Origin of the sequence: Roseburia yibonii (genome assembly GCF_014297335.1) — a bacterium.
Taxonomy (GTDB): Bacteria; Bacillota; Clostridia; order Lachnospirales; family Lachnospiraceae; genus Roseburia_D; species Roseburia_D yibonii.
Window position 1 is genome coordinate 85169 of sequence record NZ_JACOQH010000009.1, and the last position, 23272, is coordinate 108440.

Annotated in this window: 19 protein-coding genes and 3 pseudogenes; 19 read left to right on the plus strand and 3 right to left on the minus strand. The window is 41.8% G+C overall.

The window, feature by feature from the left end; translation table 11 throughout:
* Positions 1–167 precede the first annotated feature (167 nt).
* From H8Z76_RS11710 to ftsH, 9 genes and pseudogenes are all read left to right on the plus strand, one after another.
* Positions 168–380 (plus strand): annotated as a pseudogene (locus H8Z76_RS11710) (cardiolipin synthase); the annotation flags it as partial.
* A gap of 198 nt (positions 381–578) precedes the next feature.
* Entirely contained in the window at positions 579–2012 is a 1434-nt protein-coding gene (locus tag H8Z76_RS11715) for a phospholipase D family protein (RefSeq protein ID WP_147619350.1), read from the plus strand.
* Positions 1991–2701, plus strand: a complete 711-nt coding sequence (locus H8Z76_RS11720) for a response regulator transcription factor (protein ID WP_003693048.1) — start codon at positions 1991–1993, stop codon at positions 2699–2701. The genes H8Z76_RS11715 and H8Z76_RS11720 overlap by 22 nt, the downstream gene beginning before the upstream one ends.
* Positions 2701–3744, plus strand: coding sequence for a HAMP domain-containing sensor histidine kinase (locus H8Z76_RS11725; RefSeq protein ID WP_186982567.1), 1044 nt, complete (start codon positions 2701–2703; stop codon positions 3742–3744). Before H8Z76_RS11720 ends, H8Z76_RS11725 begins: the two co-directional genes overlap by 1 nt.
* Before the next feature lie 33 nt (positions 3745–3777).
* On the plus strand, positions 3778–4818 hold the full coding sequence (locus H8Z76_RS11730; RefSeq protein ID WP_147619352.1) for an FUSC family protein: 1041 nt from the start codon (positions 3778–3780) through the stop codon (positions 4816–4818).
* Positions 4819–4829: 11 nt separating this feature from the next.
* Positions 4830–5054: pseudogene (locus H8Z76_RS11735) on the plus strand (CDP-alcohol phosphatidyltransferase family protein); the annotation flags it as partial.
* Positions 5055–5835: 781 nt separating this feature from the next.
* Complete coding sequence (cls, locus tag H8Z76_RS11740; protein WP_147619354.1) at positions 5836–7395, plus strand: cardiolipin synthase; 1560 nt, start codon at positions 5836–5838, stop codon at positions 7393–7395.
* Positions 7396–7416: 21 nt separating this feature from the next.
* The gene (bsh, locus tag H8Z76_RS11745; RefSeq protein WP_117947895.1) at positions 7417–8406 is read left to right on the plus strand and encodes a choloylglycine hydrolase; all 990 of its coding nucleotides are present in this window, start codon (positions 7417–7419) and stop codon (positions 8404–8406) included.
* Positions 8407–8456: 50 nt separating this feature from the next.
* Positions 8457–10271, plus strand: coding sequence for an ATP-dependent zinc metalloprotease FtsH (ftsH, locus tag H8Z76_RS11750; RefSeq protein ID WP_186982568.1), 1815 nt, complete (start codon positions 8457–8459; stop codon positions 10269–10271).
* On the opposite strand, the gene H8Z76_RS13910 is transcribed toward ftsH, so the two are convergent.
* A complete protein-coding gene (locus H8Z76_RS13910; protein WP_207723135.1) occupies positions 10246–10941 on the minus strand; it encodes a transposase in 696 nt (231 codons plus the stop codon). The genes ftsH and H8Z76_RS13910 overlap by 26 nt on opposite strands.
* A 412-nt stretch (positions 10942–11353) precedes the next feature.
* Here H8Z76_RS13910 and H8Z76_RS11760 point away from each other — a divergent pair, with 412 nt between their 5' ends.
* From H8Z76_RS11760 to H8Z76_RS14045, 3 genes are all read left to right on the plus strand, one after another.
* On the plus strand, positions 11354–12694 hold the full coding sequence (locus tag H8Z76_RS11760; RefSeq protein ID WP_186982570.1) for an MATE family efflux transporter: 1341 nt from the start codon (positions 11354–11356) through the stop codon (positions 12692–12694).
* A gap of 22 nt (positions 12695–12716) precedes the next feature.
* Entirely contained in the window at positions 12717–14069 is a 1353-nt protein-coding gene (locus H8Z76_RS11765) for an MATE family efflux transporter (protein WP_186982574.1), read from the plus strand.
* A gap of 83 nt (positions 14070–14152) precedes the next feature.
* Positions 14153–14566, plus strand: coding sequence for a recombinase family protein (locus tag H8Z76_RS14045; protein WP_456300148.1), 414 nt, complete (start codon positions 14153–14155; stop codon positions 14564–14566).
* 63 nt (positions 14567–14629) lie between these two features.
* Here H8Z76_RS14045 and H8Z76_RS14050 read toward each other — a convergent pair.
* A pseudogene (locus H8Z76_RS14050) lies at positions 14630–15022 on the minus strand (helix-turn-helix domain-containing protein); the annotation flags it as partial.
* Between the two features lie 308 nt (positions 15023–15330).
* Between H8Z76_RS14050 and H8Z76_RS11780 the strand changes: the two are divergent.
* The 7 genes from H8Z76_RS11780 (at position 15331) to H8Z76_RS11810 (ending at position 22947) form a co-directional block, all read left to right on the plus strand.
* Complete coding sequence (locus H8Z76_RS11780; protein ID WP_186982571.1) at positions 15331–17421, plus strand: methyl-accepting chemotaxis protein; 2091 nt, start codon at positions 15331–15333, stop codon at positions 17419–17421.
* A gap of 111 nt (positions 17422–17532) precedes the next feature.
* Positions 17533–18378: an alpha/beta hydrolase gene (locus H8Z76_RS11785; RefSeq protein WP_055067396.1), complete on the plus strand. Its 846-nt coding sequence runs from the start codon at positions 17533–17535 to the stop codon at positions 18376–18378.
* Positions 18379–18595: 217 nt separating this feature from the next.
* A complete protein-coding gene (locus H8Z76_RS11790; RefSeq protein ID WP_186982572.1) occupies positions 18596–18982 on the plus strand; it encodes a hypothetical protein in 387 nt (128 codons plus the stop codon).
* Between the two features lie 208 nt (positions 18983–19190).
* Positions 19191–19607, plus strand: coding sequence for a hypothetical protein (locus H8Z76_RS11795; RefSeq protein WP_243240542.1), 417 nt, complete (start codon positions 19191–19193; stop codon positions 19605–19607).
* 190 nt (positions 19608–19797) lie between these two features.
* Positions 19798–20115 carry a hypothetical protein gene (locus H8Z76_RS11800; protein ID WP_147619362.1) on the plus strand — a complete coding sequence of 106 codons (318 nt, stop codon included), beginning with the start codon at positions 19798–19800 and terminating at the stop codon, positions 20113–20115.
* Positions 20116–20146: 31 nt separating this feature from the next.
* The gene (locus H8Z76_RS11805) at positions 20147–20446 is read left to right on the plus strand and encodes a hypothetical protein (RefSeq protein ID WP_147619363.1); all 300 of its coding nucleotides are present in this window, start codon (positions 20147–20149) and stop codon (positions 20444–20446) included.
* Positions 20447–20460: 14 nt separating this feature from the next.
* Positions 20461–22947 (plus strand): alpha-L-arabinofuranosidase C-terminal domain-containing protein, encoded by a 2487-nt coding sequence (locus H8Z76_RS11810; RefSeq protein WP_186982573.1) that lies wholly within the window; start codon positions 20461–20463, stop codon positions 22945–22947.
* Here H8Z76_RS11810 and H8Z76_RS13490 read toward each other — a convergent pair.
* A partial coding sequence (locus H8Z76_RS13490) for a hypothetical protein (RefSeq protein ID WP_207723136.1) occupies positions 22944–23272 on the minus strand: 329 nt, incomplete at its 5' end. The genes H8Z76_RS11810 and H8Z76_RS13490 overlap by 4 nt on opposite strands.

A 23272-nucleotide genomic window follows, 5' to 3' on the forward strand; every position in this document is an offset into this window, starting at 1 on the left:
CTGCAAGCTGCTTATTTCTGCTAATTCAATGGGGATAATAGATTTCATTAATAATCACTTAAACTTATTTTTTGAATTTCTCAGAAATAAATCATTTACAAATCAGGAATTGGAATCTTTGGTACCTGGAAAAGATTATTCTCATGTTGAGGAACAAAAGCAGGTGTTGTGGAACAATTAATCTGGATTATCGAAGTTTATATCACCATTTTGAAAACGGCTGTTTTATGGCAGATTGTCAGGCAGTTGTGGAAATAAAAAATGATCTGATAAGAACGATGGGAGAATATCGTGATGTGACAGACCAATATCAAACCGGACGAAGTGCATATTTGCGACTGGGACAATTATTTATGAGATTATTTGCTGGATTGCTATAAGAATCTGATGAAACGACCTTTCAAAAAACAGTTGATTTAGAAGTTAACTGTTTTTGAAAGGCCGTTTTTGCTATATCTAACAGTCTGTTGTACAAAGAAGATTTTGCATGGATGAAAAAAACAAATTTTGTTGAGGTTAAATTGAGATTGACTTTGTATTGTATAAGTATGAAATAAAAAGGAATCAAGTGATGTACAATGAAAAAGTATAAAATATGTAAAATCCTTCTTGTTATACTGGCAATTTTTTTATGTGTGGCTTTTTATGAATTGCTCGGAATCTGCGTTGCATATAAAAAGCAGCCGGAAGTGTCCAATACAACCAAAAAAGAAACAAAAAATGGGTCATGGAACGAATGCAGTGAAAATACAGAACGGGCAGTAATCATAGAAAAGAATCCAGAAGCGCTTTTACAAAGAGTGCGTTTGATCAAGAATGCAAAAAAGGAAATTATTCTTTCTACTTTTGCATTTCAATCCGATGAAAGTGGAAAATTGATTTTAGGAGCACTGCATGATGCGGCAGACAGAGGTGTACATATTCGTCTGTTAGTAGATGGAATGGAGAGCTGGATTGATATGGAAGGAAATCCGTATTTCTATGGATTATCTTCCCATGAGAATGTTGAAATTAAACTATATAATAAGGCCAATCCGTTGAAACCATGGAAGATGATGGGTAGAATGCATGATAAATATTTGATTGCAGATGGAAAGAGATATATTCTTGGGGGAAGAAATACATACAATTATTTCCTGGGTGATTTTCCGGGACATAAGAACTATGACAGAGACGTGTTAGTGGTTTGCGATGAACCTGAGAAAGAAAATTCAGTTAACCAGTTGTCAGAGTATTTTGAAACGATATGGGAACAAGAAGACAGTGGCTATTTTCATGACAATAAAAAACTGGCAAATAGAAAATCTGTAAAGAACGCAGTTTTAGAGCTGCAGAACGGCTATCAGAAATATTTTGAAGAGAATAAGGAAAGAATCTGCGATACCGATTACACGGACGAAACTTTTGAGACAGAAAAGATTGCATTAGTGTCAAATCCTATTCACACAGGTTCCAAAGAACCAGTAGTGTGGTATCAGTTGGGAGAATTGATGAAAAATGCAAAAAATCGTGTGAAGATCCACACGCCATATATTATCTGTAATGATATGATGTATAATACATGGGAGGAGATTGCAGAGAACGTTTCAGATTTTTCTATCATGACAAATTCAGTTGCGAATAATGGGAATCCATTTGGGGCTGCCGATTATGCGAAAAACAGAAATAGAATCTTAAGTACAGGAATTAATATCTGGGAATATGAAGGCGGTTATTCATACCACGGAAAAAGTATTCTGATTGACGATGATCTGTCTGTAATCGGTTCCTTTAATATGGACATGAGAAGTACATATCTGGATACGGAACTGATGCTTGTAATACGCAGTAAAGATATTAATAAACAGTTGGAAGAGGGGATGATGGAATATGAAAAAGTGTCCCGCCAGATATTAGAAGGCGGAACTTATAATGATCCATATCATGTAGAGCCAATCGAATTAACAAAGAAACGTCAGAGAAAAATATTTTTAGTACAGCATCTGCTTGGATGGGCAAGGTATCTGTTTTAATAAGGAGGAAGGAAAACGTGTTTCAAATATTGATTGTAGAAGATGATAAAGAATTAAGCCAGCTATTCCAAAAAGTGCTTGAGAAGAATGGATATCAAGTTAAAAGTGCATCGGATGGAGCACAGGCATTAGAAGTATTGGATAAGGAATATATTGATCTGATCATTTCTGATATTATGATGCCGGTTATGGATGGCTATGAACTGGTGTCGGAACTTCGTTCAGCAGGATATCAGATACCAGTGCTTATGATCACTGCGAAAGGTTCCTTTGATGATATGCGCCAGGGATTTCTTTCGGGAAGTGACGATTATATGGTAAAACCGGTAAATGTGAATGAAATGGTTTTAAGAGTCGGAGCACTGCTTCGCCGTGCACAGATACTGAATGAACACAAAATTGTGATCGGTTCAACAGAGTTTGATTATGATGCAATGACAGTTACAACTGATAAGGAAAGTCTTGTTTTGCCTAAAAAAGAATTCCTGCTTTTATATAAGCTTGCAGCTTCGCCAGGCAGAACATTTACAAAACAACAGTTGATGGATGAAGTATGGGGATACGAGACGGAGGCAGACCCACATACGATAGAGGTACATATAGGAAGAATCAGAGAGCGTTTTAAAGATAACCCTGATTTTGAAATCGTAACAATGCGTGGAATTGGATACAAGGTGGTGAAAAAATAATGGAACAAAAGAAAGAAAAAGAATTGCGGATCCGATCCTGTCTGACTGGTGCAATCTGGCTGGCACTTGTATTTTCAACAGTCATATCTGCTTTATTATTTGCTTTTTTGAATCATTTTTTTAAACTGCCGGGCAGCATACCTGTGCTTGGCTGGCTTTTGATTTTCAATACATTGATTGCAGGGCTGATCACTTCTTTTATCAATGCAAAGTTACTGGAACCAATTACCAGACTTAGTAAAGCAATGAAGGAAGTTTCTCGGGGAGATTTTGAACAGCATTTGGAAACGAACAGCCGTATAGCAGAAGTTGGAGAATCTTATCAAAGTTTTAACGTTATGACAAAAGAACTTCGTGCAACAGAGGTGCTGCAGATGGATTTTGTATCTAATGTTTCTCATGAGTTTAAGACCCCGATTAATGCCATTGAAGGATATACAATGCTGCTTCAGGGAGAAGAACTGTCTCCGGATCAAGAGGAATATGTAGAAAAAATCTTATTTAACACCCAAAGACTTTCCGGATTGGTTGGTAATATTTTGCTGTTATCCAAGTTAGAGAATCAGAATATACCAATGAAAAAAACAGAATATCGTCTGGATGAACAGATCCGCCAGGCATTTCTTTCATTGGAAACAAAATGGACAGAAAAAGAAATTGGTTTTCAGGTAGAATTGGAGGAAGTTAAATATACTGGGAATGAAGGACTTTTTATGCATATCTGGATAAATCTTTTGGATAATGCGATTAAGTTCAGCCCTTCAAAGGGGACAATTACGATGTTTCTGAAACAAGAACAGGATTCTGTTAAGTTCATTCTGGAAGATGAAGGACCAGGAATAGAGGATGATGTAAAATCCAGAATATTTGACAAGTTCTATCAGGTAGATGGATCTCATAAAGCAGAAGGAAATGGCCTAGGTCTTGCACTTGTAAAACGGATTGTAGATAGTGCCGGAGGAACAATCAAAGCAGAAAACCGTGAATATGGTGGATGCAGATTTGTTATAGAGCTGCCAAAGCAGAAAGATGAGATTATATAGTTTTAAGATAAATTAGAAGATGGGAGGATTTATATGACATTTTATCAGGAGTTGCAGTTAAATCAGGCAGGTTCTAAAAACCTGTTGAAAAAGAGTGAAACACTAAAAGAAAAATTATATCATATGTGGGTATATCTGGTGAAGATAGCTGTTACAATGGCATTTTGTTTTTCCTTTGTTAGTATTTTCAGCATCCTATTTGGAAATGAGAACAGCATTGTAGGTGTAGTAGTCTTATTATGTCTCATGGTGTTTAGAAATGCGGATCTGGGGATCCACACCGGACAATCTACGATGCTTTTGGCTTTGTTCTTTGTAATTATGACTGTATGTCCGCATTTAGCAAATCAGTTTTCACCGGTATTGGGAATGCTGTTAAATATTGCGGCACTGGCTGTGTTGATTCTGTTCGGATGCCATAATCCATTCATGTTTAATCAATCTACATTGGTTCTTGGGTATCTGCTGCTATATGGTTATGATGTTACGGGAAAAAGCTATCAGATGCGATTAGTCGGAATGGCTTTAGGTGCAGCACTTACCTGCTTCGTATTTTATCGAAATCATAAAAACAGAACTTATAAAAGAAATCTGAAAGATCTGATACAAGAATTTGATATCACTTCTTCCAGAACCAAATGGCAGATATGTCAGATTTTATGCGTACCGATTGTCCTTTGCATTGCAGAACTTTGTAATATGCCACGTGCAATGTGGGCTGGTATTGCGGCCATGTCCGCGATTTTGCCGTTTATGGAAGATATGCACTACAGAGTCCGTAAAAGGATTGTCGGAAATATTGCAGGTGTTATATGTTTTACAGTATTATATTTTCTGCTTCCTTCGTCAATCTATGCATATATAGGAATTCTTGGTGGAATCGGTGTAGGATTTTCAGCACAATATGGCTGGCAGGCAGTATTTAACACATTTGGTGCTTTAGCCATTGCTGCAGAGACTTATGGACTACAAGGAGCGGTTAGTCTTAGAGTGATTCAAAATGTTTTTGGTGTTGTGTTTGCTTTAGCATTTTGTGTTATATTTTATTGGTTTATGTCTAAAAAAAGAAAGTGAGGTGACCGTACATGCAGAGTGAAGTGAATCAGGAAGAAAATTTGAATAGAATTATTACGGTTCCTAATCTTTTTTCTTTTTTTCGGCTTTGTCTGATTCCGGTAATTATATGGAGTTATTGTGTAAAGAAAAATCCTCTGTTAGCTGGTGAAATCTTATTGCTGTCTGGTCTTACGGATCTTGCTGATGGATATATCGCAAGAAGATTCCATGGGATTAGTAATTTAGGAAAAATATTTAGGAGAAGATAGATATAAACAGTAAGTCAAACACACAAACTATGGAGTCTTTAGTCGGTTTAATAAAATTTTAGATAGAAAATAAATCATTCAATGTCATTTAGATAAGGTTTTTTATGACAAAAAGACAGATTGCTTATCTGCCTTATAATGCAGTATAATAGTAACGAGATTTATGCAACCCGATACATGAAATCCCTATTTCTCTTTGGACGGAGGTGGATAGGATATTTTCGATTGTACCTGACAGGTGTCAGATACTTTTGTATGAGAAGCATGGTCTCTGTTTCATTACCACCGTGTTTGAGATATGCCCTGCATATGTTTACTGCATTTGAAACGGATTTACTCTGCATCTGGAGCATAAACTGAATATACTCGCGGAAAGAAAGTTTGCGGTTCCTGGTAAAATCACTTTCCGGATTACGGCAGAACATGGAGTGAATTTCATCAAGTTCTGTGATGCAGTTGTCGAGTGTGGATTTTAAATTAGATAAGAAAAAATCAGCCATAATGAGCCTCCTTGAAATATGTTTATAATCAAGGCTTGCGCAACATATATTGGCTTACTTGTCGACTGTTTTTTGTAATATTTTTAAAGTTTTTAGGCATAAAAACAGTGGCTTTCTATGACAGAAAACCACTGAAATGATGCTTAACTGAATGGCATTGGTAATAATGATATACTATATTTTATTATATTCTGAAAAGATAAGCCATTCTTTTTTTGTAATGGATCATCAAATAAGAAGAAATTATTATACTAGGAGTGATATACATGAAGCAGGATACTTTAGAAGGCAGGGCGAGATCAAAGAATGGTGTAAAAAGACTATGTTTTTCTGTATTTTGTATCTTACTGGAAGCTGCATTTATTGTAATGATGATCACAAAACTGAATGAATATGCTGAGATCGTGAACCTTATTACGAGATTATTTGCAGGAGTACTGGTTCTGGCATTATATGCGTCAGATAAAACATCTTCTATGAAAATGCCGTGGGTTATTTTGATTCTTATTTTCCCAATCATGGGTGTAGCACTATATTTACTGATCGGATTGAATGGAGGCACACGTAAGATGCGGGAGCGGTATGCAGATATCGACAGAAAGTTATTGCCGTTGCTTCCTGATAATGTGGCATGCCTGGAAAAGATGAATGCTAAAATTCCAAAAGCCGGAAATATCAGTGCTTATATTCAGAGAAATGCACATTACCCGGTATATCAGAATACAGATGTTACCTATTATGATGCAGCAGAAAAAGGGCTTGATGCACAGCTTGAAGATCTGTCGAAAGCAGAAAAGTTTATTTTTATGGAATATCATGCCATAGAAGATGACAAGGCATGGAAGAAAATACAGAATGTTTTGGAAGAACGTGTAAAGGCAGGAGTGGAAGTCCGTGTTTTCTATGATGATATGGGATCGATAGGATTTATTAATACGGATTTTGTGAAAAAACTGGAATTTGTAGGAATTCATTGCAGAGTGTTTAATCCATTTATGCCGGGACTGAATGTGTTTTTGAATAACCGTGACCACAGAAAGATCACGGTGATCGATGGAAAGATTGGTTTTACAGGCGGATACAATCTTGCAAATGAATATTTTAATTATACGCATCCATATGGGCAGTGGAAAGATACCGGAATACGTCTGGAAGGTGATGCAGTCAGATCTTTGACGATTACATTTCTGGAAATGTGGAATGCTGTAAGTATGAAAGATATAAATGATACAGATTTTGATCAGTATCTTGTAAAATCAGATTATCAGGCAGCACAGGAAGGATTTATCCAGCCTTATGCAGATAGTCCGATGGATGATGAACAGGTGGGAGAAGAAGTCTATATCAGTATGATAAACAAGGCAGAGAGATATTGCTGGTTTATGACACCATATCTGATCATTACCGATGAGATGACACATGCCTTGTGTCTGGCAGCAAAGCGTGGAGTAGATGTCAGGATCATCACTCCGGGAATGCCGGATAAGAAGTTAATATACAGCATTACACGTTCTTTCTATCATGGACTGGTGAAAAATGGTGTGAGGATTTATGAATGGACACCAGGATTCTGTCATGCAAAAATGAGTGTGGCAGATGACTGTATGGCAACTTGCGGAACGATAAATCTTGACTATAGAAGTCTTTATCACCACTTTGAAAATGGTTGTTTTATGGCGGATAGTCAGACAGTTTTGGATATAAGAGATGATCTGGGAGCAACAATGAATGAATGCAGGGAAGTGACCGAAAAGTACCGCACAGGACGGAGTGCATATTTACGGCTCGGACAGTTGTTTATGAGATTGTTTGCAGGACTGTTATAGCAGAAAGAAGAGGTGTTCGATATGTGTACAGCAGCAACTTACAAAACAAAAGATTTTTATATGGGCAGAACGCTTGATTATGAATTTTCCTATGGGGAACAGATTACGATAACGCCAAGAAATTATGAATTTGATTTCCGGTTTGCCGGGAAGATAAAAAGCCATTATGCTTTGATCGGAATGGCATTTGTTGCAGGAGGTTATCCGCTTTATTATGATGCTGTTAATGAAAAAGGCCTTGGAATGGCAGGTCTTAATTTTGTTGGCAATGCGGCATATGAAGAGGCTTTGCCGGGAGATGAAACAGAAGTCAGCCAGGTGGCACAGTTCGAGTTCATCCCATGGATCCTTGTACAGTGTGCTACTGTAGAAGAGGTGAGAGAGAAGCTGGCAGCAATGAGACTGACAGGCACAGCATTCAGCGAACAGCTGCCGACAGCACAGCTTCACTGGATCATTGCAGACAAAGACTCCTGTATCGTTGTTGAGTCTATGAAGGATGGGCTGCATGTATATGATAATCCGGTAGGAGTGCTTACCAATAATCCACCATTCCCGGGTCAGATGTTTGCACTGAATAATTATGCCGGTGTATCCAGAAAACAGCCGGAGAGTACTTTTGCAGAAGTATTACAGCTTGATGCATATAGCAGAGGAATGGGTGGAATGGGAATACCTGGAGATCTTTCCAGCCAGTCAAGATTTGTGAAAGTTGCCTTTACAAAATTAAATTCGATCTCCGGTGAAGAAGAGGATGAGAGTGTAAGCCAGTTCTTCCATATCTTAGGATCCGTAGATCAGCAGCGTGGATGCTGTGAGGTGACAGAAGGCAAATATGAGATCACGATATACACGTCCTGTTGTAATACAGCAAAAGGTATTTATTATTATACGACTTATGATAATCATCAGATCACAGCGGTTGACATGCATGCGGAAAATCTGGATTCAGATCAGCTGATCTGTTATCCGCTTCTGTCCAAGGGCGAAGTCAGATGGCAGAATAAATAATACGAAAATGCACGGAGAAAGCATAACGCAGAACAACAGGAGGAAAGACCATGAAAGAAGTTAAAACACCGAAAAAACCACTGACATATTATTATGGGATTGTGTTAATAGTGCTGATCGTATTTAATCTGGTTGTCACACCAATCCTTATGGAGCATCAGGTAAAGGAAACGGATTATGGAACTTTTATGAGCATGATCGAGAAGAAGAATATTGGTGAAGTAGAAGTTAAGGACAATCAGATCATCTTTACAGATAAAGATCAAAAAAATATTTATAAAACAGGTCTGATGAACGATCCGAACCTGACGGACAGGCTATATGAATGTGGAGCAGTATTCGCAAAAGATATCGATAAGCAGATGTCACCAATCATCAGCTTCCTGCTGACCGGGGTTTTGCCATTGATCCTTTTTATCGCACTGGGAAATTATATGGCGAAGAAACTGATGGAGCATGCCGGAGGAAAAAATTCGATGGCTTTTGGAATGGGAAAAAGCAATGCGAAGATTTATGTGCAATCTAGTGAGGGAATCCGTTTTTCAGACGTTGCAGGAGAAGATGAGGCGAAAGAAAACCTTTCAGAGATCGTTGATTATCTTCACAATCCGAAGAAGTATACCGATGTAGGTGCGTCTATGCCAAAAGGTGTCCTTCTTGTAGGACCTCCGGGAACCGGCAAAACAATGCTTGCAAAAGCAGTGGCGGGTGAATCAAATGTACCATTTTTCTCAATGTCCGGATCAGAATTCGTTGAGATGTTTGTCGGTATGGGAGCTTCCAAAGTTCGAGATCTTTTCGGACAGGCAAAGGAAAAGGCACCATGTATCGTGTTTATTGATGAAATTGATGCCATTGGTAAAAAGCGTGACGGACAAATGGGCGGAAATGATGAGAGGGAGCAGACCTTAAACCAGCTTCTTACAGAGATGGACGGATTTGAAGGAAATAATGGTGTCATCATTCTTGCTGCAACGAACCGTCCGGAATCGTTAGATCCGGCACTTACACGTCCGGGACGTTTTGACAGACGTGTGCCGGTTGAACTGCCGGATCTTGCAGGCCGTGAAGCAATTTTAAAGGTTCATGCAAAGAAGATAAAAGCATCTGATGATGTTAACCTGCATACGATTGCACGTATGGCATCCGGTGCATCCGGTGCGGAGCTTGCCAATATCATAAATGAAGCAGCATTACGTGCTGTCCGTAGTGGAAGGACCGTTGTAAATGAATCTGATCTCGAAGAAAGTATAGAAGTGGTTATTGCAGGATATCAGAAGAAGAATGCGGTTCTTTCAGATCAGGAGAAGAAGGTTGTTGCATATCATGAGATAGGACACGCTCTGGTAGCTGCATTGCAGAGTCATTCAGCCCCGGTCCAGAAGATTACGATCATCCCGCGTACCTCAGGTGCACTCGGCTACACTATGCAGGTTGAGCAGGGTGATAAATATCTGATGACGAAAAAAGAACTTGAGAATAAGATTGCTACATTTACAGGCGGACGTGCGGCAGAGGAGATCGTATTTGGTGAGATCACGACCGGAGCCTCCAATGATATCGAACAGGCAACAAAAATTGCAAGAGCGATGATCACCCGCTACGGCATGACAGATGAATTCGACATGGTGGCAATGGAAACCGTGACCAACCAGTATCTTGGCGGCGATACGTCTCTTTCCTGTTCTGCAGATACCCAGAAGGAAATTGATGAAAAAGTCGTGCAGCTCGTAAAAGCAGAGCATGAAAAAGCAAGAAAAATCCTTGCTGAAAACAGGGAAAAACTGGACGAACTGGCTATGTACCTGTATGAGAAGGAAACAATTACAGGTGACGAATTTATGAATATTTTAGATAGAAAATAATGTAGTTAATTAGATAACCAATTCCACCCAAATATGATAAACAATTTTGGAATGAATTGTATTCATTTACACACTCTGTGATCCATTTGGCACCATCACCTGTAACAACCTTGATGCTGGATAGCTGCTCTGGAGTAAGCTGTTTATAAAACTTTTCAAGAACGGATTTGCCATGGCCTTCCGATGCCCATACCACTGTGTTGGTATCGTGATTAACGATTACTGTAATGTACTTGTGACCCTTTTTGTAACTGGTTTCGTCAATGCCGATATTAACCAGACCATCAAGTCTTCTTGAGCGCTCCGGTTCTAAATCGTGAAGAGCACGATTGACACAGCGACCTACAGTTTCCCAGTCCACTCTCATGAAGTATGATGTGGTACTTCTTGGAAGATAGGATGCAAACCATGCAACGGTAAGGTCGAAATCCTTGGTAAATCTACTACCTGGATATGCCCATGGAACTTTGGCAACATATACCCCATGTTCAAGGCAGATGATACGATGCGTCTGGTATTCAACTTCGACCAGAATACCACCCCAGTCCAGCCCCCTCCAAGTGGTTGGTTTGCTGGAATGTTTGTCATAAGCAGGACATGATTTGTGACAGAAAGGGCAGTCATTCTCATGCCATTTATTAGGTCTGGCTTTGATACGGATGTGTTTCACGCCATCCTCATCAGAGTAAAGATTAAAATTTTCAGGCCACAATTCCGTAATGATTGATGCTTGACAGTCTCCTTCAAGTTCGCTATAATAATAAACGCAAAATTTTAGTGGACTTTTCCGGATTCGGTCATCTTTTTGCCACACAGCTATCTTGTGATAGTTGTGTGGCTTTTTTGTTGCCTGTATCTCGGAAGTATTAGCAGAATGGAGGACTATATCTGTATGGGAAAAAATTTTTTGTCTCTTATCAAGACGTGCCGTAGTGTACGGGCTTATAAATCGGAATCTGTCCCTTCCAAGGCTTTGGACGCTGTACTGGAAGCAGGGACTTATCCGGTCCAGGAAGTCGGTCAGCCCGCAGCACGCAAACAAAACTATATTGTTCGGACAATTTGTGGAGAAGAGGGAAAGCATGCAGACCAATAACAAAATGGCGGTTGCGCCCGTTGGAAAACTCATCTGGCAAATGTCGATACCGCCGCTGATTTCCATGTTTCTGCAATATTCCTATAATCTGATAGACAGCGCGTTTGTAGCGCGGCTGAGTGAAAATGCTTTGACGGCGGTTTCCCTGTCGTTTCCCATTACAACTTTGATGAATGCGACATCTATCTGGATCGGCGTTGGCGTGAATGTACTGATTGCAGGGTATCTTGGACAGAAAAAGCAGGATGAGGCAAATACTACCGTCACACATGGATTGTTACTGGCCTTTGGAATTGGTGCTTTGCTCAATCTTCTGTCATTACTGATTATGAAATCCTACTTTAGGGCATTCACCAATAACGAAGAAATTTATCAGTTGAGTCTTGACTATATGAGCGTATGTTCGTTCATGCAAATTCCAAACATGGTGCATATCGCCATCCAGAAGATGATACAGGCCACCGGGAACATGGTCGCTCCCATGTGGTTCCAGATCGCGGGCGTGGTCGTCAACTTCGTGTTCGACCCCATTCTGATTTTTGGGATTGGTATTTTCCCGGCTATGGGAATCCGCGGCGCTGCGGTAGCTACCGTTGCAGGCTATCTGCTGTCCATGATTTTGGCATTTGCTTTACTGCTGGGCAAAAAGCAGAAAGTGCAGGTAAAAATCAAAGGCTTTCATTTGCAAAAGCAGATGATCCGCCGTATTTTTGCCTTTGGCCTGCCATCTTTTATTATGAACGCCCTCAGTTCGTTTATGGTGACGTTCGTCAATCTGTTTTTGGTGGCGTATTCCTATACGGCGATCGCTTTCTTCGGCGCATATTTTAAGGTGCAGCAGCTGATTGTTATGACGGTAAACGGCTTGATTCAAGGCTGTTTGCCTGTCATGCGGTTTAACTACGGCGCAGGCAACAGCGAACGGCTGCATTCCGCTTTCCGATATGGAACTGTTTTGATCACCGGCATGATGATACTGGGGACGTTGGCTGTCCTCATCTTTCCGGCGCAGATTCTGGGATTGTTTACGGCGTCGGAAGCCATGCGCTCCTTTGGAATCTCCGCCATGCGGATCATGGCGGCAAGCTATCTGTTTTGCGGCCTCTCTACGATGATTTCCACCTATTTTCAGGCCATAGAAAAAGTAGGTTCCAGCATAGCGATTCAATTATGCAGACAACTGCTTTTCCTTGTTCCTGCCTTATGGTGTCTGGACAAATTATTCCAACTGAACGGAATCTGGCTTGCATTTCCTGTTGCGGAAACCACCACTATGCTCATTGCTCTCGTAATAATGGCATGGCATCGCCACAAAAATATCTTATAACATGTTCCAAGGAGGAGAAATGATGAACGATACTTTTATGAAAGAAAAACCGGTATTGCCGCTGATTTTATCCATGACCCTGCCTATGGTTTTATCCATGCTGGTTAATTCTCTATACAACATTATCGACAGCTTTTTCGTCGCGCAGATCAGCGAGGAAGCTATGACGGCATTATCACTGGTTTACCCAGTTCAAAATTTTATCAATGCTGTTGGAATTGGATTTGGCGTTGGAATCAACGCAGTGATCGCCTTCTATCTAGGCGCTGGAGATAACAAAAAAGCAGATCAAGCTGCCACGCAGGGACTTGTGCTTGCCATGATTCACGGCGTTGTTATGACAGTCTGCTGTATTACAATGATGCCGGCTTTTTTAGGAATGTTCACTTCATCCAAGACAGTGATTGAACTTGGCGTCCGCTATTCTGTTATTGCGTTCGCTTTTACATTGATTATCATTGTTGGTGTTACATTCGAGAAACTATTCCAAGCTGTAGGAAACATGAAAACAACCATGATCAGCTTGATGTGTGGGTGTATAACAAACATTGTCTTAGACCCCGTTCTGATTTTTGGCTATGGCCCATTCCCGGAAATGGGAATCGAAGGCGCCGCGCTGGCAACCGGCATCGGGCAGGCCTTGACGCTTGCGATTTATCTGGTCGTTTATTTTGTGCGGCCAATTCGCGTGCATATCCGCAGGCAGTACATTTTGCTCAGCAAAAAGATGGTAATAAAGCTGTACTCCATCGGCATTCCCGCAACCTTGAATCTTGCGCTCCCATCTCTTTTGATTTCGGCGCTCAATGCTATTTTGGCGGCATATTCCGAAGTGTATATTCTGGTTTTGGGAATCTATTACAAATTGCAGACATTCATCTATCTTCCGGCTAATGGCATTGTTCAGGGGATGCGCCCATTGATCGGCTATAACTACGGTGCGGGGGAGAACAAAAGAGTCAGCCAGATTTATAAAATCGTCTTGTGCATGAGCGGTATCATTATGGTACTTGGGACAGTGATATGTCTGCTAATCCCCGGCCAGCTTATTGGGCTGTTTACCCACACAGAAGCGACAATCCAGACCGGGGAAACAGCCCTGCGTATCATCGGCGCCGGTTTTATCGTCTCGGCGGTTTCCGTTACATCTTCCGGCGCACTGGAGGGACTTGGAAAAGGCACTCCTTCATTACTGATTTCACTTTGCCGGTATGTTGTGGTTATCATCCCAACTGCGGTTTTACTCAGCAGGTTTTTCGGAGCGGTTGGCGTCTGGAATGCGTTTTGGATCACGGAAGCGATCGCCGCGGTCATTTCCCTTATCATTTACCGCAAGGCGATTGCAAAACCTGTGACGACGGCCCGAAAGGAATGAATGCCGCCCTGCTCGACTGCGCCGGATAAATTTCTGCTTCTCTAAGGTGAACTGCATATCTGCTGAACACCGAGGGCAAGTATATTGCCAATAAGCGTGTCAAGCATCCGTACAGTTGGGCGAAGACAACCGTATATCAAATTCTGAGCAATCCTGTTTATTTAGGAAAATTGGTCAGCCAACGCTATACTACAAGATCTTTCAAGGACAAGCGCATCGTAGAGCGTCCGCCGGAAGAATGGGTTATCGTAGAGAACACACATGAACCGCTGGTCGATCAAGCCACCTTTGATACAGTACAGGAGCGTATCAAAATCAAGCAGCCTGCTACTTGGACCAACAAGGTAAGAATACAGGATCCGCACAGACAGATCGAGTTCTGGGTGATTCGTTACAATCTGATACGGAGACTGTCCCTGAAAAATCAGAGGCGTGATGACCATATCTTTCTGATGCAGTTCATGTCTGGTCATGTTTATACCGGCTCTGGACTGTGAGAGACATTCTTTGTATTTGCGATCAGCAAAAATAGCATCATAGCGGTATTTGTGGGCAATCGTGCAGTGATTGATTGCTTTTGGACACCCGTTACACACATAAGGTGCTTTATCAAGTCGGTTACATCGTTCTTTGATAAAGTCCGGACATGTCTGGTTGCAGGTTGGACAGGTGGTACATTTGGCACCACAGAGAATGATCTTGCCACAGGCATTGACTTTTTTGCAATGATATCTGTGGATGCAGAAGTTATGTGCATTGTTAAAACAGCCTTTGTGATACCAGTCGCTGAGCCTGAGCCTGTGCAGTCTGATTTCTTTTGAGATTGTTGTTGGATCTTTACAAAGATATCTTGCAATGTCCTTAAAAGAACAGCCAGTGTTTAGGGATTTTTCAATATATTTGCGATCTTCGAGAGTAAGATGCTTTTGATTACCGGGAATATATTTGCTCATGCTAGTTCTCCTTCTACTGCTGTCAGAAGGCCAACCTGAGCATACCACTTATGATGTGCAAGGTTAAATTCCACTTGTGCAGAAGAGAATTCCACCGTATAAATGGATGGTGGAATTAAACTTTGCAATTTTCAAAAATTCCATATATTTCCGATTACATTTAAAAAATTCAGCATGATATGTTATAATGGAAAGTGAAAATTACCGGGATACCGTTCTGCAGATACCGGTATTGGATGATTTTCGGAATACATAAGGGGAACACTTATAAAAACAACAGAAAAAATGATTTTAGGAGGCAAAGGATTATGAAATCAGTACGGACAAAGCTTATAGCATCTATTTTGATCTGTTCTCTTTTTACATCGGTTCTGATCGGGGTGATTGCAATTTCAAATTCTGTGCGGACAGCCGGAAAAGATGCAATGACCATGATGCAGCTTACCGGGCAGAAGAAGACCGAAGAGATCAATTCCACGATTCAGAAGATTGAGCAGTCGGTGGATACGCTCAGTGAAGTCGCAATGAGTAATTTTGACTATGATTCGTTCCGGCAGAGCAAGGATTATGCGGATACATACACCGAGACGGTACAGCAGGCGGTGCTTGATTTTGCAAACCATACAAATGGGGCAGTGACGGTATATCTGCGGTATAACCCGAATTACTCCAATCCGACATCCGGTGTCTTTGCACAGCGCCAGTCAGTTGACAGTGAACTGCAGTGCCTGACACCGACGGATTTTTCCATGTATGATGAAAGCGATGTGGAGCATGTCGGCTGGTATTATCTTCCGGTACAGGCAAAGGAAGCTATCTGGATGTCACCGTACATGAATGAAAATATCAATATTTACATGATCTCATACGTTGTGCCATTGTTTGCAGAAGATGGAACATCGATCGGTATTGTTGGTATGGATATCGATTTTTCACAGATTACCGATCTGGTTGACGAGACAAAAGTATACCAGAGTGGATATGCATTTTTGACGGATGCATCGGCAGCAGTCATGTACCACAAAAATGCGGATGAGGGCACAAAGCTTTCCGATCTGGATTCCTCGCTTTCTAAGAGTGCAGATTTTATCGGAGATGACGGTAATCAGGGAAAGACGATGGATTATTCCTATAAAAATGTAAACAAGAAATTTGCATTTTACAATTTGGATAATGGTATGAAGCTTGTCCTTACCGCCCCGGTATCTGAAATTTATGCAGAGGCATATGGGCTGGCAAAATTGATCATTATCGCCATGATCGTTGCATTTGTCCTGTCTGCTGTGATTGGCGTGATCATCGGTACCGGTATGACCAGACCGATCCGCCAGTTGACCGCTGTGATCGAACAGACAGCGGAACTGGATTTCCGCCCGACCAAAGAGGGAGGCAAATTGCGGAAACAGAAGGATGAGATCGGAAACATGGCAACAAAGATCCACATTATGAGAAAGAAGCTCCGGGAGATGATGGGAGACCTGCAGCAGACACAGCAGGTACTCGAGGGCAACGCAGAGGATTTGAATCATCTGATGGAGCAGAACAGTGCGTATGCAGAAGATAACTCCGCTGCAACGCAGGAACTGGCAGCCGGGATGGAAGAGACCAGTGCAAATGCGGCGCACATTGTGGAAAACGTTGGAATTATGAGAGAAAGTTCCGACAATATCCAGCGGCTTGCAGAGGATGGAGAGAAAAATTCCGGACAGATCCAGGAGCGTGCCGGAGAGATGGAGCGGATCAGTACGGAGTCCCGCCACAAGACAGACCAGATGTATGCGGTCATGAAACAGAAGACGGATGCCGCTGTGGAGCAGGCGAAATCCGTACAGAAGATCAATGCGCTGACAGACAACATCAAACAGATTTCTTCCCAGACAAACCTTCTGGCATTAAATGCCAATATTGAGGCAGCCAGGGCTGGCGAAGCGGGCAGGGGATTTGCGGTTGTTGCTTCCGAAATCGGAGATCTGGCAACGCAGACACTGGATACCGTTTCCACAATTGACGAGATTGTAGGAGAGGTCAACAGTTCGGTTTCCAATATGACCGAATGCCTCACAACGATTATGGAATTTCTGGAACAGACCGTTCTTGGGGATTATGAGCATTTCGCACAGGTGGGGGAGCAGTATCATGCCGATGCGGACACATTCCAGCAGATCATGCAGCAGACAAAAGAAGCAGTGGATGCATTAGAGCAGCACATTGGAGAGATCTCTTCTACCGTATCAGAGATCAACTCCATGGTGGAACAGTCCACAGACGGAATCAGCGGTATTGCCGAGAAATCCGGCAGTACGCAGAACCTTGTAACCGAGGGTTACGACAAGCTGCAGGAGTGCACACAGTCCGTCAATGTGATCCGGGATTTTGTCGCGCAGTTTCATTTGGATTGATAATTGTCCGAAGATAAGTTAAGACGTGGTTAGCATAGACTAACATGAAACTCTTTAACTCTTTTAAATATAGGAAAAGGAAATTTTACATCGGAAACGAGGAAAATTATAATGAAGAAAACATTAAAACCGGAAACCACAAAACCGCAATATGTTGTGACAACAGACATTACTTATGCGCAGGTTGATTCCTGGTTCGGTCATTGCCGGAGAGATCTCAAACTGGATCTCATCTATCCGGAGGATGGGGAAGGAAAGACATATCCATGTATTGTATGGATTTGCGGTGGCGCATGGCAGCGCATGGACAAAGCAGCGCATCTGGCATATCTGGGCACACTGGCACAGGAAGGGTTTGTTGTTGCCAGCGTAGAGTACCGGACATCCAACGAGGGAACACATCCGATGCAGCTGTGTGATATCAAGGCAGCAATCCGATATCTTCGTGCATATGCAAAAAGATATCGGATTAACAGTGAAAAATTTGGTGTGATGGGAGAATCTGCAGGAGGATATCTGACATGTATGGCAGCACTGGATCAGGATAAAAAACTGGATACAGGTGAGTATCTGGAGTATTCCAGTCAGGTTCAGGCGGCCTGTCCGTGGTATCCGCCGACCGATGCGTCCCATTTTCCATATGATGATGTGGAAAAGGCAGCCATGTCTTCAGAGTCGCTGCTGATGGGATTTAATGTTATGACACATCCGCAGGAAGCTTATGAGAATTCCCCGGTTTCCAAAGTGACACCGGATGCGCCGCCATTCCTGCTGATTCATGGAACCAAAGACAGTACCGTGCCTTTTTCGCAGAGTGAGGAATTGTATGATGCGTTAGAAGCAGCCGGCTGTGATGTGACATTGCTTGCGCTTGATGGCGCAGAGCATGCGGACCTGATGTTTTTCCAGGATGAAGTATGGCAGCAGATCATTGCATTTTTTAAACGGACATTATAATAAGTGATCTGGTATCCAGATAAGGAAAGGTTCAAAGATTAATTGATATGAAAAAACAGCAGATAACATTCGTATAATAGGAAAATCCGATGGCCCGACATCCGTTTTTATTGCCGGAAAAGACAAAAAGAAAACGTTAAGACAGAAGATAGAAAAGAGCATGTATGACTTCCGGCGAAAGCGTGTAATCAAATTTCTGAGGGCAGATTCGCGCTCTGTGGATGAGGTGGCAGATTCGCGCTCTGTGGATGAGGTGGCAGATTATGTGGTCAGGGAACTGGGGTATACCGAAGTAAGTCCATCGGATGAATCATACCAGACAGAATATTCCAATATGCGCGCATCGTTTCTGTTGCAATATCGTCCGGAACTGCTTGAAGATCTCACGGAGCCCCAAAGACCACAACAGTGGGATGAAAAAAGCGTGATGGAGTTTATGAAGCAGATCGAACAGAGAACCGAGGCTGCGCGGGCAGTTCCAAAGGCAGAGTTTGATATTGATTTTCATCTGTACCGGAAAACCGGCCGGGAGTTTCAGATGAGCATATCAATAGAAAAAATTGTTTTGTATGTCCCACAAGACAGCACTAATGGGACATCGTAAATGATTTTTTGTCTATATGTCCCGGTGCTGATGGAGAGGGGGACATAACAAGTGACTTTTTTTGTATATGTCCAGCATTAGAATGCAAGACCCGGATACTTAATGTAAACAGTGGACACAATGTCGAATGAATGAATCCATATCGTATTGTATCCGGCATGACATTTTAAAGGATGTTTTGCTCAAGAATCGAAGCGAGGTGCGCCATATGCTGTTAACAGAATTTGATGAAAAGAAATTTGCAAAGTCCATGTGGAAAGAGGGGCATGAGGAAAATTTCAAAACGGGGATATTCCATTCAAAAATGGCATTAGTTAGAGCAACCTGCCATTTTCCTGTTTCACCTCCACGTATTGCGCAACTGGAACGGGAAAACGAACAGCTTCGGGCGGAACTCGAAGTATATAAAAACCGCAATACCGGCGGGAGGAAAAAGCATGACGAAGCATGGATGACTTCTTACCGGGATTTTGCTGTAAAATACGAGGGTGGGATGACAATTATGGAAATTGTTGCACAGGGGGAAATCAGCCGCAGGACAGCGTACCGGTATAAGGCTTATTACGATGAGGTGCAGAAAAATAATAGATATAAAAAAAGAAACGAGCAACCCCTTCAGCGATAACAGCTTACCGGACAAAAAACCTATTTCTTAATATAAAAAGAATAACCCCATTTCATTTTACAGTCAAGTAACTCAACTTTCCCAGCAGATACTTCCGAGTAAAGCCTGAATAAATCCGGCTTGGGATGCAATCCATTCGGTTACTTTACTTTTTAGTACAGATGTGATATCTGCAGAAAGCGTTGATATATTGGTTATAGTTGAAGTTAAGCGACCAACAGCGGATGATAGACCACATGCAGATAATGAGGTAAATGAGTATATAAATAAGTCGCAATATGTTATTTTGACTGATTGCATTACATGGGAAATACATGAAATGAACAAGGAAACAAGAATTTATTATTTGAGCAAAGAGAGACAGAGGGTTTGTGAACGTAGTATTCCAAAAACGAAAAAAGATAGAATAATTAACTGGATAGATAATTCCATTCCGAATAATGATTGGGATGAATTACATAATGCTATAAAAGAAATAGTACAGGCTAAGTCATATTTGCTGAATTGAAAATTGAAGATAATGTAAAGGTGGGATTGCATTGTTAGAGGCAATCCGGAAGGTTAGTCCGAAAACGGAATTTTTATTGATTGCGTCTACGCTTCCCAATGAACTGGCTGCTACGGAGCCACACCATTTCTGGGCACATCAGGATGAATACAGTGAAAGTCTGAAGGGCTTAGAAGGTATGGGAGTTGCTATAGCAGATATACAGGCAGTTCAAAAAGAAATCGGAAAGAGAAAACGATACATTGATATAACCGGAAACTGGTTAAATCACCCCAATGATTATCTTGCCAGAATTCTGGCACAGGTAGTGATCAAAACTCTTGGAATGTAAAAAAGGAGACTACAATGAGCAAGTTAAAGATTAAAACAAAGGAAAGACGATTTGAGACAGCCAGGGATTTATACGGAATCTTTTTTGAAGACATTAACCGTGCCGGAGACGGAGGACTTTATCCGGAAATGCTTCGAAACAGAAGCTTCGAAGATTCCGTTTTACCGGAGGGTTATATACAGCAGGAGGATGGCATCCATGTAAAAACCGTATCCGGATGGATGGATGAGTTTTGCAACGGAGAAGGCTTATGCCGCTGGGTAAAGGGCAACAATATTCCGGAGACAGAAATACCGGCATGGTATACACACAATGCAAAGATGGAACTGGAACTGACGGATACCCTGAATGAACATCGGGACGCAGCTCTGCGTATGCAGTTTGAAAAGGACGGATCTCTGACTAATACCGGTTACTGCGGTATATCCGTAAAGGCTGGAGAAAGTTACTCTTTGTATTTATTTGCAAAAGCAAAGGAAGAAATAGGACTGGACGTAGCGATCGAATACCAGGGAAAAGTACTGACTGGAAACAGTCTGGTGGTTTCCGGTCAGGAGTATACAAGATATGACATGAAGCTGACAGCAGCTGAGGATTGTCACGAGGCACAGCTTACTATTTCCTGCAAAGAAGGCGGAGAGGTTCTGCTGGGATTTATTTCACTAATGCCTGACAATACCTACATGGGGCATGGACTCAGAACAGATCTTGTAGAAAAGCTTAAGGGAATGAGTCCAAAGTTTATGCGTTTTCCCGGAGGCTGTATTGTGGAAGGAACGACACCGTCCACAGCGATGAGATTTCGGGATACGGTAGGTCCGGCATGGGAAAGACCCAGTAAGCTGTTTGTATGGCATTACAGAAGTACATTAGGACTTGGCTTTCATGAATATCTGCAGCTTTGCGAGGATCTGGGGATGGAGCCCCTGTATGTATGTAACTGCGGAATGACCTGTCAGGGAAGAAAGAGTGTCCTTCTGGAAGGAGAGGCTCTTGATGAAATGGTACAGGATACACTGGATGCCATTGAATATGCTATCGGCTCTAAGGAAAGCAAATGGGGAAGGCTTCGTGCTTCTATGGGGCATCCGGAACCATTTAAAATGACCTATCTGGAAATTGGTAATGAAAACTGGGGTCCGGATTATGAAAAGCGATACAACATGATTTATAAGAAGGTAAAGGAACTGTATCCCCAGATTAAAACCATAGCCAATGAGCATGTAGAGAAAAATGGTTGTCCTGCCGAGTGCGTGGATGAACATTTTTACAATACAACAGAGTTCTTTGCAGAACGTGTAAATTATTATGATGACTACGATCGTAAGGGACCAAAAATCTTTGTAGGAGAGGTGGCTGTATACGAAGGCAACTATATGGGACAGTTGTATGCGGCTTTGGGAGAAGCGGCTTTCCTTATGGGTATTGAGAAAAATCAGGATATCGTAACATTGGCCTCTTATGCTCCATTATTTGAAAATGTAAATTACAGAGCGTGGTATCCTAATCTGATTCGTTTCAATAATCATCAGAGTCTTGGAATTCCTACTTATTATGTCTGGAAAATGTTCGGTCAAAATCGCGGAGAATATGTGGTGCGATCCGAAGATGAGGGAGGACGTGTTTATCGTCCGAGAACCGGAATGGCATCTTTAAAATCCAATAAGGAACTTCGCTTCAGAAATCCCATTTGGAATGGAGAAGAAGCAAAGATTACTCATGAATTAATGGGACATGTGCAGGATACAGAGGATGGCCGCCTGCTTCAGCTTCCGGATGAGGAGCAGAAAAAGGAATTTCACAGTATTCTGGAATGGGCTGATGAGACCAAGAGCTTTGTGGTATTTGGAGAAGAAGACCAGACTTATGGAAGATTTGAGACCGATATTTTTGTTGAGGAAAATGCTTACTTTGAGTTGGGTATATTCAGTGCCAGGATGGTTCGTTCCTATTATGAGGAGCAGCTCATGATTACGGCCGGAGTGGAAAAAGAATGGGATGCAGCTCTGGTGCGTCCGTTCCTTTGGAAGGTTAATGGAGGACAATGTTCATTGGAAGAGTTTGGCTATATGCATGACAACAAGCTGACTGAGGACTTTGCTATTTCAGTAAAACCGGGAGAATATCACCGCTTTGGATATGAAACGGACGGAAAACAGATTCGCCTGTATGTTGATGGTGAGCTTCAGAAGGAAATTTCGATTCCCTACGGACCTGCTTTTGTTTCGGTAGTAACTGACACCAAGGACGAAATCATTATTAAGGCGGTTAATTTTGCAGGAGATGTGGATCCGGTTTCCATTACACTGGACTGTCAGGTACAGGGCGACTATACCGTAACACTTCTTAGCGGTGAAAAGGGGGATGAAAACAGCTTTGAAGAGCCGGAGAAGGTGAAGAATATTACCGTGAATATGCATGGCGCTTCCTCAGAGTTCGTATACGAGGCACCGCCATATTCTGTCAGTGCTTTGCGATTGAAGAAGTGCGAAGCGTTTTAGAGGTTGACGCTGAACAGAAGATAAGAGAATAGAAAGACAAATGTTTTTATAAAAAAATGGCAGTTATCGCCATTATACTTTGTATTGGCACCGAAAATATATTTATTTCTCCGCGGCTTTTCTTCCAGGATGGGAGAGTGCCGCGGAGAATTTTTTTGCGAAGAAAGAATTGCTATAGCTTTTATAATTCTGGAAAAATATTTATCTAGTGTCTGCTGATTAAGCAGATATCTGCAACTTCCAGCTCTTACATCTGTTCCAGTCATGCCAGAAGCGGAACAGGCGCAAAAGAGCGTAAAGTATTCGCCTCTGAATCCTGAACAGA